The sequence below is a fragment of the Bradyrhizobium sp. MOS003 genome (assembly GCF_003020125.1).
Taxonomy (GTDB): Bacteria; Pseudomonadota; Alphaproteobacteria; order Rhizobiales; family Xanthobacteraceae; genus Bradyrhizobium.
The window spans coordinates 1,280,666-1,296,080 of the sequence record NZ_PYFW01000001.1 but is presented as its reverse complement, the minus strand read 5'-3'; the positions used below and the strand labels follow the sequence as shown (position 1 = coordinate 1,296,080).

16 protein-coding genes are annotated in these 15,415 nt (G+C 65.4%); 3 read left to right on the top strand and 13 right to left on the bottom strand.

Annotation, left to right across the window (positions count from 1 at the left end; all coding sequences use genetic code 11):
* Positions 1-20 precede the first annotated feature (20 nt).
* Positions 21-1,055, bottom strand: a complete 1,035-nt coding sequence (locus C7G42_RS06200; RefSeq protein ID WP_106948119.1) for an ABC transporter substrate-binding protein — start codon at positions 1,053-1,055, stop codon at positions 21-23.
* A gap of 268 nt (positions 1,056-1,323) precedes the next feature.
* Between C7G42_RS06200 and C7G42_RS06195 the strand changes: the two genes are divergently transcribed.
* Positions 1,324-2,244 carry a LysR substrate-binding domain-containing protein gene (locus tag C7G42_RS06195; protein ID WP_106948118.1) on the top strand — a complete coding sequence of 307 codons (921 nt, stop codon included), beginning with the start codon at positions 1,324-1,326 and terminating at the stop codon, positions 2,242-2,244.
* A 167-nt stretch (positions 2,245-2,411) separates the two neighbouring features.
* On the opposite strand, the gene C7G42_RS06190 is transcribed toward C7G42_RS06195, so the two are convergent.
* From C7G42_RS06190 to C7G42_RS06150, 9 genes are all read right to left on the bottom strand, one after another.
* Entirely contained in the window at positions 2,412-3,785 is a 1,374-nt protein-coding gene (locus tag C7G42_RS06190; RefSeq protein ID WP_106948117.1) for an amidohydrolase family protein, read from the bottom strand.
* Positions 3,782-5,365 carry an ABC transporter substrate-binding protein gene (locus C7G42_RS06185; RefSeq protein ID WP_106948116.1) on the bottom strand — a complete coding sequence of 528 codons (1,584 nt, stop codon included), beginning with the start codon at positions 5,363-5,365 and terminating at the stop codon, positions 3,782-3,784. Before C7G42_RS06185 ends, C7G42_RS06190 begins: the two co-directional genes overlap by 4 nt.
* 213 nt (positions 5,366-5,578) lie before the next feature.
* On the bottom strand, positions 5,579-6,229 hold the full coding sequence (locus tag C7G42_RS06180) for an aspartate/glutamate racemase family protein (RefSeq protein WP_106948115.1): 651 nt from the start codon (positions 6,227-6,229) through the stop codon (positions 5,579-5,581).
* Between the two features lie 8 nt (positions 6,230-6,237).
* Positions 6,238-7,122, bottom strand: a complete 885-nt coding sequence (locus C7G42_RS06175) for a polysaccharide deacetylase family protein (RefSeq protein ID WP_106948114.1) — start codon at positions 7,120-7,122, stop codon at positions 6,238-6,240.
* Positions 7,109-7,924 carry an ABC transporter substrate-binding protein gene (locus tag C7G42_RS06170; protein WP_199580676.1) on the bottom strand — a complete coding sequence of 272 codons (816 nt, stop codon included), beginning with the start codon at positions 7,922-7,924 and terminating at the stop codon, positions 7,109-7,111. Before C7G42_RS06170 ends, C7G42_RS06175 begins: the two co-directional genes overlap by 14 nt.
* Before the next feature lie 16 nt (positions 7,925-7,940).
* Positions 7,941-8,705 (bottom strand): amino acid ABC transporter ATP-binding protein, encoded by a 765-nt coding sequence (locus C7G42_RS06165; RefSeq protein WP_106948112.1) that lies wholly within the window; start codon positions 8,703-8,705, stop codon positions 7,941-7,943.
* A complete protein-coding gene (locus C7G42_RS06160) occupies positions 8,702-9,559 on the bottom strand; it encodes an amino acid ABC transporter permease (protein WP_199580675.1) in 858 nt (285 codons plus the stop codon). Before C7G42_RS06160 ends, C7G42_RS06165 begins: the two co-directional genes overlap by 4 nt.
* A complete protein-coding gene (locus C7G42_RS06155; protein WP_106948110.1) occupies positions 9,556-10,383 on the bottom strand; it encodes an ABC transporter substrate-binding protein in 828 nt (275 codons plus the stop codon). The genes C7G42_RS06160 and C7G42_RS06155 overlap by 4 nt, the downstream gene beginning before the upstream one ends.
* 39 nt (positions 10,384-10,422) lie before the next feature.
* Positions 10,423-11,379, bottom strand: coding sequence for an N-carbamoyl-D-amino-acid hydrolase (locus C7G42_RS06150; protein WP_106948874.1), 957 nt, complete (start codon positions 11,377-11,379; stop codon positions 10,423-10,425).
* Positions 11,380-11,530: 151 nt separating this feature from the next.
* Between C7G42_RS06150 and C7G42_RS06145 the strand changes: the two genes are divergently transcribed.
* Together C7G42_RS06145 and C7G42_RS06140 are read left to right on the top strand one after the other, a co-directional pair.
* Positions 11,531-12,457: a LysR family transcriptional regulator gene (locus C7G42_RS06145; RefSeq protein ID WP_106948109.1), complete on the top strand. Its 927-nt coding sequence runs from the start codon at positions 11,531-11,533 to the stop codon at positions 12,455-12,457.
* 30 nt (positions 12,458-12,487) lie between these two features.
* On the top strand, positions 12,488-13,201 hold the full coding sequence (locus tag C7G42_RS06140; protein WP_106948108.1) for a type 1 glutamine amidotransferase: 714 nt from the start codon (positions 12,488-12,490) through the stop codon (positions 13,199-13,201).
* Between the two features lie 198 nt (positions 13,202-13,399).
* Here C7G42_RS06140 and C7G42_RS06135 read toward each other — a convergent pair whose 3' ends face one another.
* From C7G42_RS06135 to C7G42_RS06125, 3 genes are all read right to left on the bottom strand, one after another.
* Positions 13,400-13,867 carry a nuclear transport factor 2 family protein gene (locus tag C7G42_RS06135; protein WP_106948107.1) on the bottom strand — a complete coding sequence of 156 codons (468 nt, stop codon included), beginning with the start codon at positions 13,865-13,867 and terminating at the stop codon, positions 13,400-13,402.
* A gap of 94 nt (positions 13,868-13,961) precedes the next feature.
* Entirely contained in the window at positions 13,962-14,411 is a 450-nt protein-coding gene (gene ybgC / locus C7G42_RS06130; protein WP_106948106.1) for a tol-pal system-associated acyl-CoA thioesterase, read from the bottom strand.
* A 69-nt stretch (positions 14,412-14,480) separates the two neighbouring features.
* Positions 14,481-15,398 (bottom strand): metallophosphoesterase, encoded by a 918-nt coding sequence (locus tag C7G42_RS06125; protein ID WP_106948105.1) that lies wholly within the window; start codon positions 15,396-15,398, stop codon positions 14,481-14,483.
* Between the last annotated feature and the right edge of the window lie 17 nt (positions 15,399-15,415).

Here is a 15,415-nt window from a genome sequence, read left to right as displayed (position 1 = left end):
TCTCCGCTGCGACGATCAGATCAACGCTCGACCTCGCGATTCCAGCGCTTGGTCCACTCCTCGCGCTTCTCGTTGATGACGGTCCAGTCCGGATTATAGAGCTTGGCGGCGCGCTCGCCGATCGGCGCCATCTTGCCGAGCTCCGGCGGCACCACCAGCGATTTCAGCACCGGGCCGTAGCCGTAATCCTTCAGCAACACGAGCTGGATCTTGGGATCGAGCAGCATCTTGATGAAGCTGGACGCGAGCGGGGAGGCGTTCGGCTTGGTGATCGGACAGGCCGTCGTCAGCAGCGTCGCAGCACCTTCCTTCGGGTAAACGAAGTCGACGGGGAAGCCTGTATTGGCAAAGCTCTGCACGCGGCCGGTGCCCCACACCGCGATCACGGCCTGGCCGGACTGGAACAGCTCGGTCATCTTGCCCGGAGACGGCTCGTAAGCGAGCACGTTCGGATTGATCTGTTCCTTGAAGATCTTGAAGCCGGAATCGACGTTGGTCTCGCCGCCGCCGTTCATCTTCGACAGCATCACCAGCGCTTCGAGACCGTAGGTGTTGTTGATCGGCGGGATCACCAGCTGCTTGGCGTATTTGGTGTCCTTGAGGTCGTTCCACGAAGTCGGCGGCGCCCAGCCCTTCTCCTTGAAAACCTTGGTGTTGTACATCAGCCCCGTGGCGACGATGCCGATGGCCACCGCGCGATCGTCCTTGAAGCGCGCGGTGTCGTAGAGATCGGCGGGCAGACCATCGAGCTTGCCGCAGAAGCCGAGCTGGATCGCCTGATACATCGGGCCGTCGTCGACGATGGCCACGTCGATCTGCTGATTGCCCTTCTGCGCCTGGAGCTTCGCCAGCGTGTCGGTGGAATTGCCGGCGACGTATTCGACCTTGACGCCGTTCTCCTTCTCGAAACCCGGGATCACCTCGTCGCGGATCGTCTTCTCGAACGAGCCGCCATAGCCGGCGACGTAGAGCGTCTTTTGCTGGGCCGAGACGGCCGACGGGACGGCAATGAGCGCTGCGATGCTGGCCGCGATCAGAAGGCTGAGAGTCTTCATATGGTCCGATCTCCAATACCGGGATGAGGTGACGTGCCCAAAATCTCCGACTGAGGCGCCTGCCGCTTTCCTTCCGCGCCAATCCGCTTCGGACAGGGCTCCGGCCCCTGTTCAGCGAGTTTTGCGCGATCTGGAGGTTTGAACCCCTCCAATCTGCCGAAAAAGCGGGCTGTCTCCAGTCCTGATGAAAAAGATCGCAACCTATACTTCTATCGTCCAATGAATAATGGCAAGCTATGTATGCCTAAATGTTATGGATGGATTGGGAATGGCGCGGATCAATTCGCGGCAGGTGGAAGCCTTCCGCGCGACCATGCTGACCGGCAGCGTCACCGAGGCGGCGGCGCTGATGACGGTGACGCAGCCCGCGGTGAGCCGGTTGCTGCGCGATCTCCAGGCGCTGTTGAAGATGGAGCTGTTTGAGCGGCGCGGCACCGGCCTCGTGCCGACCGCCGCGGCAATGGCGCTCTACACCGAAGTGGAGCGCTCCTTCGTCGGCCTCGAACGGATCACGGCAGCGGCCGAGGAAATCCGTGGCCGCCGCACCGGCTCGCTGCGCATTGCCGCGCTGCCGGCGCTGTCGAACGGCTATCTGCCGCGACTCACCGGTCACTTCCTGAAGGAGCGGCCGAATCTCAACCTGGCCTTCTTCGGCGTGATCTCGCCGATCGTGGTCGATTGGGTGCTGAACAATCAGTGCGACGTCGGCTTTGCCGAGGTGCCGATCGCGCATTCCGGCCTGCCGAGCCTGCGACTGCCGGCCCCTGCGCGCGTCGCGGTGCTGCCGACGGGTCATCGCCTCACGGAAAAGGAGGTTCTGGAGCCGCATGATTTCGAGGGCGAGACCTTCATCTCGCTGTCGGCGGGATCGTCGAGCCGGCACCTCGTCGACCAGATCTTCCACCGTCACGACGTCCGCCGCGTGCTGCGGGTGGAGACCGCCCTGTCCGAGATCATGTGCGGCATGGTGTCGTCGGGGCTGGGCGTCGCGATCTGCGATCCCTTCACCGCGCAGGAATTTTCGACCCGCGGCGTCGTCGTGCGCCGCTTCCTGCCACGCATCGATTTCGAGTTCTCCGCGGTGTTTCCCGCACAACGCAGCCCCTCACCGGTCGCGCTCGATCTGGTCGAGACCACGCGCAAGGCGCTGGTGGAGTTCGAGGGCGAGAGTGGAGCGGCGTCGGTTTAGATCGGCGCAAGCCGCGGGCGCTCAACCTCTCCCGCTTGCGGGAGAGGTCGGCGCGGAGCGCCGGGAGAGGGCTCTCTCCACCATGGGAGTGTCCCTGTATGAGAGAGCCCTCTCCCCGACCCTCTCCCGCACGCGGGAGAGGGAGCGCACCGTCGTCTAAGCCGCACTCACCCGCTGAACGCCGCCTGTGCCTCCGGCAGGTCCCAGATCTTGCCGATCGCGGCGCTGCCGGCCGCGGTGATCGCCGCTTCGTCGGCGCCGAGATAGCGCCCGGCATCGATCAGCACGCGGCCATCGACCATGACCTGATCGATATTGGCGCGGTTGGCGAGCGCGATCAGCGCGCGGCGGGGATCGAACAGCGGCTGGAGATGCGGATGGGCGAGATCAACCACGGTGAGATCAGCCGTCGCGCCGGGCTCGATCCGGCCGAGATCGGGCCGCTTGATGACATCGGCGGCCACCGCCGTATTCGCCTCGATCAGCTCGGGCGAATTGGCGACATCGGCGCGCTGCGAGGTGGTCTTGGAGATCAGCGAGGCCGCATTGAGCTCGCCCAGCAGGTCCATGTTGTAGCCGTCGGTGCCGACCACGGTGCGCACGCCGTGCTCGGCGAACCGGCTGAAGGCCGCGGTGACGCCGGCGCGCGCGAACACGCGCGGGCAATTCAGCACGGTCATGCCGCGCGCAGACATCAGCCTGAGATCGTCGTCGCTCGAGAACATGCAATGCGCCGCCATCAGGTCGGGCGCGAGCAGGCCGAGCCAGTCGAGATATTGCGCCGGTGTGCGACCGCCATAACGCTTGCCGATGGTCTCGACCTCGGCACGGCTCTGCGCCATATGCGTGGTGATGGGAACACCGAGCTCGCGCGCCCGCGTGGCGCAGGCTTTCAGCAGGTCGGGGCCGCAAGTGTCGGTGGCGTGCGGACTCATGGCCAGGCCGATGCGTCCATCCCCGCGATTGTTCCAGCGCTGGTAGAGCGCATCCCACGTCGCCATGTCGGCGACGCCGTCATCGCCGGAATACTGCACCACGCCGTCAGGGCCGGCCTTGGCATCCGACGTCGAGAACAGATAGGGCGCGCCGTAGAAGCGGATACCCATCTCCTCGGCCGCATCGAACATCTCCGGAATCGAATTGCGGAACGGCTCCATCACCGTGGTGGCGCCGCCCTTGAGAAGCTGGAGGATGCCGAGCCGCGCTACCGCCATGCGCTCTTCCGCCGACAGCAGATCGGCGCCGCGCTTGGTCAGCGGCAGCAGCACCGTGTAGACGATGCTCTGGTTGTTCTTGCGGCCGTTGCCGTCCTCGGTATGGCTGCGCGCCACCGCCTCGCTGAAGCAGTGATTGTGCAGGTTGAGCAGCCCCGGCAGCACGAAGCGGCCGGGACGGTCATAGACCTCGTCCGCGCGCGGCTTGTCGCGCGTGACCGCGGCGATCCTCTTGCCTTCGACGAGGACCCAATGGTCGCGCAGCACGTCCTGCGCACCGTCTTTTCGTGACAGCACGTAGCTGCCGAAGATTGCGATCGTGCTCATGCGGGGCGTACGTTCCAGAAGACGGCGGTGCCGTCGAGAATGCCGGTGATGGCTTTGCGATAGGCGGTCGGCTGCTTGTACAGGCCGATCGGGATGTAGGGAATCTCCTCGAACGCAACCGCCTGTATCTGGCGGCAGATGCGCTGCTGCTCGGCAAGCTCGGAGGCCGCCAGCCACTGGCTGCGCAACTCGCCCATCTTCTGGCTCGCATACCAGCCGGCAACCTTGCCTTCGCCGCGGATGTTGGTGTTGCCGGCCGGGTTGAGCCAGTCGATGCCCTGCCAGTTGCCGACCGCAGCACTCCAGCCGCCCTGCCCGACCGGATCCTTCTTGAGCTGGCGCTGCAGAACGACGGCGAAATCGAGCCCGGCATATTCGACGTTCATGCCGGCCTTGCGCAAGCTGTCGACCGCGATCTCGCCGAGCGGCTTCTGCGCCAGCGAATTGGTGGGCACGAGCACCACGATCTTCTCGCCATTGTAGCCGGCGGCCTTCAGGTCGGCCTTGACCTTGGCGTAGTCGCGCGGCCCGCGGAACACATCGAGCCCGACCTCGCTCGCCATCGGCGTGCCGGGCGCGAAGTAGCCGATCGGCGAGACCTGGAACGCCGGATCGACGCCGGCGACGGCCGTCATGAACGCGGACTGATCGATCGCACCCAGGAGCGCGCGGCGAACCGCCGGATTGTCGAACGGCGGCTGCAGGTGATTGAGCCGCAGCATGCAGGCGTAACCGCGGGGATCAAGAATGCGCGTCTCGATGTCACCGGCGGCCTTGATCACCGGCAACAGATCGTGCGGCGTGGTCTCCTGCCAGTCCTGCTCGCCGGTCTGCAGCGCGGCGACGCCGGTGCCGGCATCGGGCGTGGTGGTCCACACCACGCGATCGTAATGTACGATCTTCGGACCCGCGGTCCAATCCGGCTTGCCGTCGGTGCGCGGCTGGTAGCGCTCGAACTTGGCATAGGCATTGCGCGCGCCCTGCACGCGTTCGTCGGCGAGATAGCGGAACGGGCCGCTGCCGATGACTTCGGTGAGCGGCTTGAACGGATCCTGGCTCGCCAGCCGCTCCGGCATCATGAAGCAGGCATTGATCGCGGCCTTGCCGAGTGCCTGCGGCAGCAGCGGGAACGGGCGCTTGAGACGGAAGCGGATGGTGCGGTCGTCGGCGGCGGACAGCTCGTCGGTCGCCTCCATCAGCTCGCCGCCAAAGCCGTCGCGCGCCGCCCAGCGGCGGATGCTGGCGACGCAGTCACGCGCGAGCACGCGTTCGCCATCGTGCCAGAACAGGCCATCGCGTAAGCTGAGATCCCACTGGAGCTGGTCGCCGGAGATGCCGTGACCCGACAGCATCTGCGGCGAGACCTGGAGCGAGGTGCTCATGCCGTAGAGCGTGTCGTAGACCATGAAGCCATGGTTTCGCGACACTTGCGCGGTCGAGTAGATGGGATCGACGAAGGCGAGGTCGATCACGGGGATGAAGCGCAGCGTGGTCTGGGATTCTGCACGGACGATGCCCGGCAATGACAGCGCCGGAACTGCGGCAGCGGCCTTGAGCAGCGAGCGGCGGGAGATGGGCATTAGTTTAGAGCTCCAGATTTGACCACAGCATAGGTGCGCTCCCTCTCCCGCTTGCGGGAGAGGGTTGGGGAGAGGGTGTCTCGACAGGCGAGAACCCCCAAGAGGAGAGAGCCCTCACCCGGCGCTGCGCGCCGACCTCTCCCGCAAGCGGGAGAGGTGCAGCAAGCGCACGGCTAAGATGTTTCCAGACATCGAAAGTTGTCATTTGGCGTGTCACGTGTTCAGCAAGACCGCGCCGATCGCAGCGGCGACCGCCTGCTGCGCCGGCTCGACCACGGGCACGCCGATCGCATCCGCGATTGCCGCACGATGCGAGGCCATGCCGGCGCAGCCCATCACCACGACGTCGGCGCGGCACTGCGTGACCAGCGCGCGACCGGCTTCGATCAACCGTCCCCGGATATCGGCGCCTGCCGTCTCAGCCGCGCTCGCGCCGACCGACCAGCTTCCGGCATAGCGGCCGTCGACGCCCATGACCCGCACCATGCGCTGCTGACGGCGAATGCTCGACGGCGACAGCGCGATGATCCCGAAACGTTCGCCCAGCATCAGCGCGCGAAAGATGCCGCATTCGGCGATGCCCAGCACCGGGCGGCCACAGGCCGCCTCGCGCACCGCATGCAGGCCGGGATCACTGAAGCAGGCCAGCACGAAGGCGGCCGCATCGTCGCGCGAGACACGGTTGACGAGCGGCATCACGACGCTATCGGCATCGCGCTGCGACGAGATGCCGGGCGGCCCCTCGGCAAGGCCGACGACCTCGATGTCAGGCCCGCCGGCGATCCGCAGCGGCGTGACCGCCTCGTCGATGGCCGCCGTAACCGACGCCGAGGAATTCGGATTGATGACGAGGATGCGGGTCATGGCGCTCTCTAGCGGTTGCCGGCCTCATGGCGCAGGAAGTTCTCCGCGATCTTCTCGCCGGTGGTGATCCAGACGTCCGGGCAAGACTTTGCGTAGGTCAGGAACTCACGCAACAGCCGGAGCCGCATCGGACGACCGCTGCACTGCGGATGCAGCACCGTCGTCACCATCGCGCCCCAGTCTCTGGTCTCGTCGAGCTCGTCCTTCCAGATCGAGAGCACGTGCTCCCTGGGGAAGATCGAGCGCGGGCTGAAGCGCGCCGAGAGGCCGTGCATCCAGTCGTCATAGCTCGCGGTGACAGGCAGCTCGATCGTGCCCGGCTTGCCGTCGGCGAGGCGATGACGATAGGGCCGCACATCGTCGCGGAAAGAGGAGGTGTAGACGATGCCGTGGCGCACCAGCGCAACCCGCAGCTCCTCGGTGAACTCGCCGTAAGGCGCGCGATACCCGGTCGGCCTGACGCCGAGCCGGCGCTTCAGCGCCTCGAAGCCGCGCTCCAGCTCTTCCTCGATCCAGGGATCGCCGGGATCGGGCAAGAGATGGTGATAGCCGTGATGGCCGATCTCGTGGCCGGCCTTGAGGATCGATTCCGCCATCGCCGGATGCGCGTCGACCGACCAGCCCGTGACGAAGAAGGTGGCCTTGAGATCGAGCTGGTCGAGCAGCTCAAGCAGCTTAGGCGTACCGACCCGCGCCTCGAATCCACCATAGCTCATGGTGATGAGCCGCTGTGCATGCATGGCGTCCTTGCTGGTCCATGCGCTCTCGGCGTCCACGTCGAACGACAGGAACATCGCCGAGCTATACGGCTTCGGCCACGGATAGTCCGGTGCGGGATCCGCGGTGTTGGCCGGGACGAGCGGAATGCTCGCGAGTGCCTTACTGTCCAGCATTGATGGTTGCCTTTTCTAGTGCGTTGTCGGTGAGCTTCCATTTGGCAAGCAGCGTCTTGTAGGTGCCATCGGCAATCAGCCCGTCGACCGCCTCCAGCATCGTCTGCTGAAGCCCCTTCTCCTTGACCGGCACTGCAATGCCGACGAACTGGTCCGCGATGGCCTCGCCGACGGGCGTATAGGCGCTGGGCTCAAGATCCATGATGTAAGGCAGCGTCTCGTTGCCCTGCACCGCGGCGTCGATGCGGCCCTGCTTGAGCTGGGTACGGGCATCGGCAGAACCGTCGGTGCCAACGAAGACGACGGGATTGCCGGCGCAATGCTTCTCGCTCCAGGCCGCAATCTGCTCCGGGTACTTGGTGCGGCGGCTGGCACCGACCTTCTTGCCGCAGAGCGCGGCGGTGTCCTTGAACTCAGCCGCGCGCGATTGCTGGACGAAGAACTGCGGACCGGTGCGGAGATAGTCGACGAAGGTGGCAATCTCGTGCCGGCTGGCATAGTCGGTGAAGCCCGACAGGACCGCATCCACCCGGCCCGTGGCAATCGACGGCATGAACTCGGCGAAGCTGGTCTCCTGCCATTCGAGCTTGACGCCGAGCTTGCGGGCAATCGCCTCGCCAAGCTCGATGTCAAAGCCGGACAGTGCGTTGGTGGCGGGGTCGCGGAACTCCATCGGCGGATAGTTCGGCACCACCGCCAGCTTGATGCTGCCACGCTTGGTGATCTCCGCCGGCAACTCGACCGCCAAAGCCTGAACACTCATGGCGCCGAAAAGCGCCGTCGCGACGATAAGTCTCTTCATCAACATGCCCCCACTGCTAGATAACCGCCGAAAGAAATGCCTTGGTGCGCTCCTCGCGCGGAGTGCCCAATACGTCCGAGGCGCGCCCCTGCTCGACGATCGCGCCCTGGTCCATGTAGACGACGCGGTCGGCGACCTCGCGCGCGAAGCCGAGCTCGTGCGTCACCACCATCATGGTCATGCCGCTCTTCGCCAGCTCCTTCATGACCGCGAGGACCTCGCCGACGAGCTCGGGATCGAGCGCGCTGGTCGGTTCATCAAACAGCATCAGCATCGGCTTCATCGCCAGCGCCCGCGCGATCGCGACGCGTTGCTGCTGGCCGCCGGAGAGCTGCGCGGGATAGGCGTCCGCCTTGGCGGACAATCCGACGCGGCGCAGCAGTTCGAGCGCCTCCGCGCGCACCTCGTCGGATTTGCGGCCCTGCACCTGGAGCGGACCTTCGGTGACATTCTCCAGCGCGGTCTTGTGCGGAAACAAATTGAAGCGCTGGAACACCATCCCGGTCTTCAAGCGCTGCCGACCGATCTCGCGTTCGCTGAGCCGATGCAGCCGCCCGCCCTGCTCGCGCACCCCCAACAGCTCGCCGTCGAGCCAGATGCCGCCGGCATCGATCGCGGCGAGCTGGTTGATGCAGCGGAGCAGCGTGGTCTTGCCGGAGCCGGAGGCGCCGATCAGGCACATCACCTCGCCGGGCCAGACGTCGAGCGAGACGCTCCTGAGAGCCTGGAACTCGCCAAAGTTCTTGGCGACGGAGCGGATCGCGACGAGGGGCTTTGTCATCGTGACAACTGCAATGTGCCGCGCGCAAAACGGCGTTCGAGCAGCATCTGGAGCGGCGTCAGGATCGAAACCACGAGCAGGTACCAGAGCCCGGCGACGATCAAGAGCTCGATCACGCGGGAGTTGGCGTAATAGATGTTTTCGGCGTTGTGCAGCAATTCCGGATACTGGATGACGCTGGCGAGCGACGTCGCCTTCACCATGCCGATGAACTCATTGCCGAGCGGCGGGATCACCACACGCATCGCCTGCGGCAGCACGATCCGCCGCAGCGCGCGCAAGCGCCCCATGCCGATCGCCTGCGCCGCTTCGTATTGCCCGATGTCGACCGACAGCATGCCGGCGCGCATCACCTCGGAAGTATAGGCGCCCTGGTTGATGCCGAGCCCGAGCAACGCGGCGAGGAACGGCGTCATGACGTCGACGGCACGCGCGCTCCACAGGCCGGGAATGCCGATGGTCGGGAACACCAGTGCGAGATTGAACCAGAGCAGCAATTGCAGGATCAGAGGCGTACCGCGAAACAGCCAGGTGTAGCCGGCCGCGACCGTCTTCAGCACCGGATTGGGCGACAGCCGCATGATCGCGACGACGATGCCGAGGAAGATGCCGAGCGCCATGGCCAGCACCGCCATCACCATGGTGTTGACGATGCCTTCGAGGATGACTTTTGCGGTCAGGAAGCGGCTGACATAGGACCATTCGATCTGTCCGTTCGCAAACGCTCGTGCGATGGCCGCGAGCACAAGGGTGATCAGCGCGGCGCTGAGCCAGCGAAACCAGTGCGGCTCGCGCGCGATCTGCATCCCGGACAGATCGGGGAAACCTTCCGCGAGTGCCGGCTCCGGCTTCATTGCGGCGCCGCGTTCAGCATGGGCTGGGCGACCGCGTTGGCACCCAACCCCCATTTGTCGAGGACCGCCCTGTAGGCACCATCGGCGATCATGGCAGCGAGCTTCTCGGTCACGACCTCGCGCAGGGCAACATCGTCCTTGCGGAACATGATGCCTTGATAGCCCTTGGCGAACGGCTCGCCGACGACGCGGTATTTGCCGGGCTCCTGCGTTTGCGCGTAAGGCAGCGTCTCGCTGCCCTGCACGGCGGCATCGATGCGGCCCTGCTTGAGCTGGTTGCGGACGTCGATCGAGTTTTCGCCGGGCACATACTGGATCGCGGGCTTGCCGGCCGGCTCGCAATTCTGCTTGCTCCACTTCTCGATCTCGACCGGGAAGCTGGTGCTGCGGGTGGTGCCGACCTTCTTGCCGCAGAGATCGGTCGCGGCCTTGGCCTCACTCTCCGCCATTACGAAAAACTGCGGGCCGGTCTGGAGGTAATCGACGAAATCGGCGGTCTCGCGCCGCGAGGCGCGGTCGGAGATGCCTGAGATGATGAAATCGGCGCGCCTGGTCTGGAGCGAGGGGATCAGCTCGGCGAATGGCGTCTCGCTCCAGACGATCTTGAGGCCGCCGAGCCGCTTGGCGAGTTCGTTGGCAAGATCGATGTCGAGCCCGACCAGCTCGTTGGTCGCGGGATCGCGATATTCCATCGGCGCGTAGGTGGAGTTGACCGTGAGCTTCAGCGTGCCCGCCTGCTTGATCTCCGCCGGAAGCTCCGCCGCCTGCGCCGGCGTCACGGCAGCCAAGGCCGCGAGAGCGAGGAATTGCGAGAGGCGTGTCATGTCAGCTCCTTTGCCAACGCCGCGACCGGCCGTTTGAAATCAATCCGCATCGAGAACGGCCGGCTCGATGACGCCGGCACGTTCGGTGATCACCCTGTATTGCTCCGGCCGCCGGTGGGCGGCGAAGTTGAACATCTTGTCCTTGCCCTGGCGGCACATGTCGAGATCGATGTCGGCGACGATCACTTCGTCCGCGAGCGTCTCTGCCTGCGCGACGATGCGGCCATTGGGATCGACGATGCAGGAGCCCCCGATCAGCCCGGAGCCGTCCTCTTCGCCCGCCTTGGCCACCGAGATTGCCCAGGTCGCGTTCATGTAGGCGTTGGCCTGCGTCACCAGCGTCGAGTGGAAGGTGCGGAGTGCGCCGTCCTCGGTGGTGCCGCCATTGGGATCGTAAGCGGCAGAATTGTAGCCGATGCAGACGAGCTCGACGCCTTGCAGGCCGAGCACGCGCCAGGATTCCGGCCAGCGCCGATCGTTGCAGATCATCATGCCCATGATGGCATGGGCCCAGGCCGAGCCGGCACGGAAGGCGGGAAAGCCGAGGTCGCCATATTCGAAATAGCGCTTCTCGAGCTGCTGGTAGCGAGCGCCTGGGCGTGGCTCGACCGAGCCCGGCAGATGCACCTTGCGATAGCGGCCGAGGATCTCGCCGTCGCGGTCGACCAGGACAGCGCAATTGTAGCGGCGGCCGTCCGGCGTCAGCTCGGCATAACCGACATAGAAGCCGACGCGGAGCGCGCGCGCACGGTCGAACAGTCTTGCAACGGCCGGGTTCGGCATGCCGCGCTCGAAATAGTGGTCGAGCGCCTCGCCCTCGAGCAGCCAGCGCGGAAAGAAGGTGGTGAAGGCAAGCTCGGGGAACACCACGAGGCTCGCGCCGCGGCCGGCGGCCTCCTCCAGCAGTGCGAGCATCCGCGACAACGTATGCTCGCGCGTATCGGCTTTTTGCGTCGGCCCCATTTGAGCTGCGGCGGCGCGAAGAACACGAACCAAGATTGCCTCCAATCTGTGCGCAGTGCTGCCTCAATGGGCGAATGAACCCTTTGATGCGACGTGCAAATCCGCTGCCATTACGGGCGAGCGGGGCTGCAAAATCAATTCGTTCTGCTATGATGTTTTGGCCTCAAGTATAATTGGCAGTGATATGAACCTGCGTCAGCTCGAAATCCTGCGCGCCGTCATTCGCCATCGCACCACGGTCGCGGCCGCGGACGAGCTGGCGCTGTCGCAACCCGCGGTCAGCAATGCGCTGAAAACGATGGAGGCGCAGGCGGGCTTCGCCTTGTTCGAGCGGGTCAACAACCGGCTGTTTCCGACCGCGGAGGCGATGGCGCTGTACAAGGAGAGCGAGGCCATCTTCGCGCTGCATGCAAAGCTCGAGAACCGCGTGCGCGATCTGCGCGAGAACCGCTCCGGGCATCTCGCCATCGTGGCGACGCCGCCGCTGGCCTACAGCATCATTCCATCGGCGCTCTCCAGCTTCCTGCGCCGCCGCCCGGAAACGCGCATGTTCTTCGACGTGCGCCGCTACGAGGGCATCATCGAGGGCGTGCTCAGCCGCGTCGCCGAGCTCGGCTTCGCGCTCGGGCTGACGCATCATCCCGGCATCGCGCATGAGGTGGTGCATACCGGCGAAATGGTCTGTGTATTGCCGCCGCAGCATCCGCTCGCAGGCAAGCCGGTGATCTCGGCATCTGATCTGTCCGGCATGCCTTTCATCGGGCTCGAACGCGGCACCCGGCTGGGCGAAGCCGTGCGCGACAGTTTTGCCCGTGCCGGCGCGCCGTTCCAGCCGACCGTCGAGGTCCGCTACTGCAACACGGCCTGCGTGCTCGCCGCCGCCGGCGTCGGCGCCGCCGTGGTCGATCCCTACTCGCCGCGACAGAACGGCGGCAGCGGCCTCGTCGTCCGCCCGTTCACGCCGACGACGCACGCGGTCGCCTATATGCTATGGTCGGAAGCTGAGCCGCTGTCGCGCCTCGCCAAGGCCTTTCTCCACGAGGTGCGAAAGCAGAGCGCGCTGCTGGAGAGTACAGCGCCGCACCAGCAACATGGGGCAGAAAGCGACTGAGCTTCGCAACCTTTTGACCTTGGGGGGCAGATGGCACGCATCACCATCATCGAGACCGGACAGGTCCCGCAAAAATATCGGGAGCAGCACGGCTCGTTCCCGGACATGTTCGAACGCATGGTCCGCACCGAGGACCCCACGGCTATTGTGGACGTGGTCAGCATCCCGAAGGGCGACGCGCTTCCCGATCCGGGCAAGCTCGAGGCCGTGCTGATCACAGGTGCTGCCGCCGGTGTCTATGACGGGCTCGACTGGATCGCGCCGCTGGAGGATTTCGTCCGCACCGCCTACGCCAACAAGACGCCGATGGTCGGCATCTGCTTCGGTCATCAGCTGATCGCGCAGGCGCTCGGCGGCACCGTGCGAAAATCCGAAAAGGGCTGGGGCATTGGCCGGCACGTCTATCGGGTGCTGCCGGAGAATGGCGTCGTCGACGGCGAGGAGGTCGCAATCGCCGCCTCACATCAGGATCAGGTGATCGAGCCGCCGAACGACGCGCTCACGATCCTCACGTCCGACTTCACCCCACATGCCGGCCTGCTCTACGCCAACGGCACCACGCTGACGGTGCAGCCGCATCCGGAGTTCGACCTGGAGTTTGCGGAAGTGTGCTGCGAGCTGCGCGACGGCACGGCGCCGGAAGAGGTTGTCGCGACGGCGCGGGCGTCGCTGGCGGAGCCGATGGACAGCGCCAAGCTCGGTGCGGCCATCACGAGGTTTTTGACGAGGCGCACGGCTCCTTAGTTCACTGTGCTCGCGGCACGTTCCTCTTCCTTCTCCCCTTGTGGGAGAAGGTGGCGCGAAGCGCCGGATGAGGGGTATGTTTCCACGAGCGAGATGCTCACGAGCGGAGAGATACCCCTCACCCGTCTCGCCGCTACGCGGCGAGCCACCCTCTCCCACAAGGGGGAGAGGGTAGAAGCAGCGCCGCTTGTTGAAATCTCAGAACGGGTCAGTCCCCAATCCCGGAACATCCGCAGGGCGCGGCCCCGGCGCGGCCCAGTGAAACCGCCGGTCCTTCTCCGTGATCGCGATGTCGTTGATCGACGCCTCGCGCCGCTTCATCAAGCCGTGCTCGTCGAACTCCCACTGCTCGTTGCCGTAGGAGCGATACCACTGGCCGCCTGCGTCGTGCCATTCGTACTGGAAGCGCACGGCAATGCGGTTCTCGTCGAAGGCCCAGAGGTCCTTGATGAGGCGGTAGTCCTGCTCCTTCTCCCATTTGCGGGTGAGGAACGCGACGATGGCCTCGCGGCCCTGCAAGACCTCGGAGCGATTGCGCCAGCGGCTGTCCTCGGTGTAGGCGAGCGAGACGCGCACCGGGTCGCGTGAATTCCAGGCGTCCTCGGCCATGCGGGCCTTCTGCGCGGCGGTCTCACGGGTGAAGGGCGGAAGCGGCGGGCGCGACATGATGGCCTCATCGGTTGCTCGGAGGCCGCAATCTATCGCTCCGATGGGTGGAGTCGAGTGGCCATCACAAATCGGGTGATCACTTATCGGGCGATCACGAAATCAAATCGGCCTTCATCAACGCCCGGATCGATTTCGGGATCGGCTGGGCGCGGCCGCCGCTGATGAAGGCGACGCGGACCTCGGCCTTGACCAGAACCTCCGCGCCGCGACGGACTTCCTGCGCCAGCATGATCGAGGCGCCCTTCACAGCAACCGGCCAAGTCACGACGTCGAGCACGTCGTCCATCCGCGCGGATTTCAGGAAATCCAGATGCATCGAGCGCACGACGAAGGCAAAGCCCGCGCCTTCGGTCTCCACCTGATCGAACAGGGCCTGCTGCTCGGCGCCCATCAGCCTGAGATGATTGGTGCGTCCGCGCTCCATGTAGCGCAGATAGTTCGCGTGATAGACGATGCCGGAGAAATCCGTATCCTCGTAATAGACGCGGACCTGCATGTGGTGGCGGCCGTCGCGGATCTCGCCGTCGAGATGGGCAGTCACGTCGCGAGCCTCTTCGCTTTTTGCTACCGGCCCGTTTTGCGCAAAAACGGCCAGCCGCGCAAGCGCAGGTTACGCCACCGCCGGCGCTCGCCCCAGCGTCACCTCGACGATCTCGGGCGGCACGCCGACGCGGACCGGCATGATGCTGCAACCGAGGCCGCCGGAGACAATGAGGTCGCAGTTCAGCCGGAAGTGGCCGTAGGCGAGCCGCAGGCCGTTCTTCGGCGAAACCGCCGGCGACCAGCCGAGCAGGCGAACCTGGCCGCCATGGGTATGGCCGGACAATTGCAGCGCGACCCGCGCGGGTACGAGCGGCGCGATGTTGGGCTCGTGCGCGAGCAGGATGACCGGCGCATCATCGGTGACCTTCGCCAGCGTGCCCGCGAGATCGTCGGCGCCGAGCCTGTGCATGCGGCCATAGCGCTTTGCGGGATAGTAGGCCAGCTGATCGCCGAGACCGGCGAGCCAGAATGGACGACCGTCTTTGCTGAGGCGCAAGACGTCATTTTCGTAGACGGGAATGCCGACCGCCTCCAGCGCACGATGGGCGATGGTCGGCCCGTGCCCTGCCTGCTGCACCGTCCTGTCGTCCCAATAATCGTGGTTGCCCATCACGGCATGGACGCCGAGCGGCGCCTTCAGGCCGGCCAGCACCCTCGCCCATTCGCGCGACGGGATCAGGCGCGTGACTTGATGCACGCCAGCGACATAGTCGCCGAGCAGCACGATGATATCAGGCTTCAGCGCGTTGGTACGGTCGACGATCTCCGCGATCCGCTCCAGCGACATCCAGGGATCGCAGGCATGGACGTCGGCAATGGCGGCGATCTTCAGCGGAAAATCCGCCGGCCATTGCCGCGGCGTCGGATGATAGCGGGTGACGCGGAGCCGCAGCACCGGCTCGATGCCGACGCCGTAAGCTGCGGTCGAGACGCCGAGGGCGGACAGACCGCCGATGGAACGGATGAGATGACGGCGCGTGATCATGGAAACCCGATCGTAAT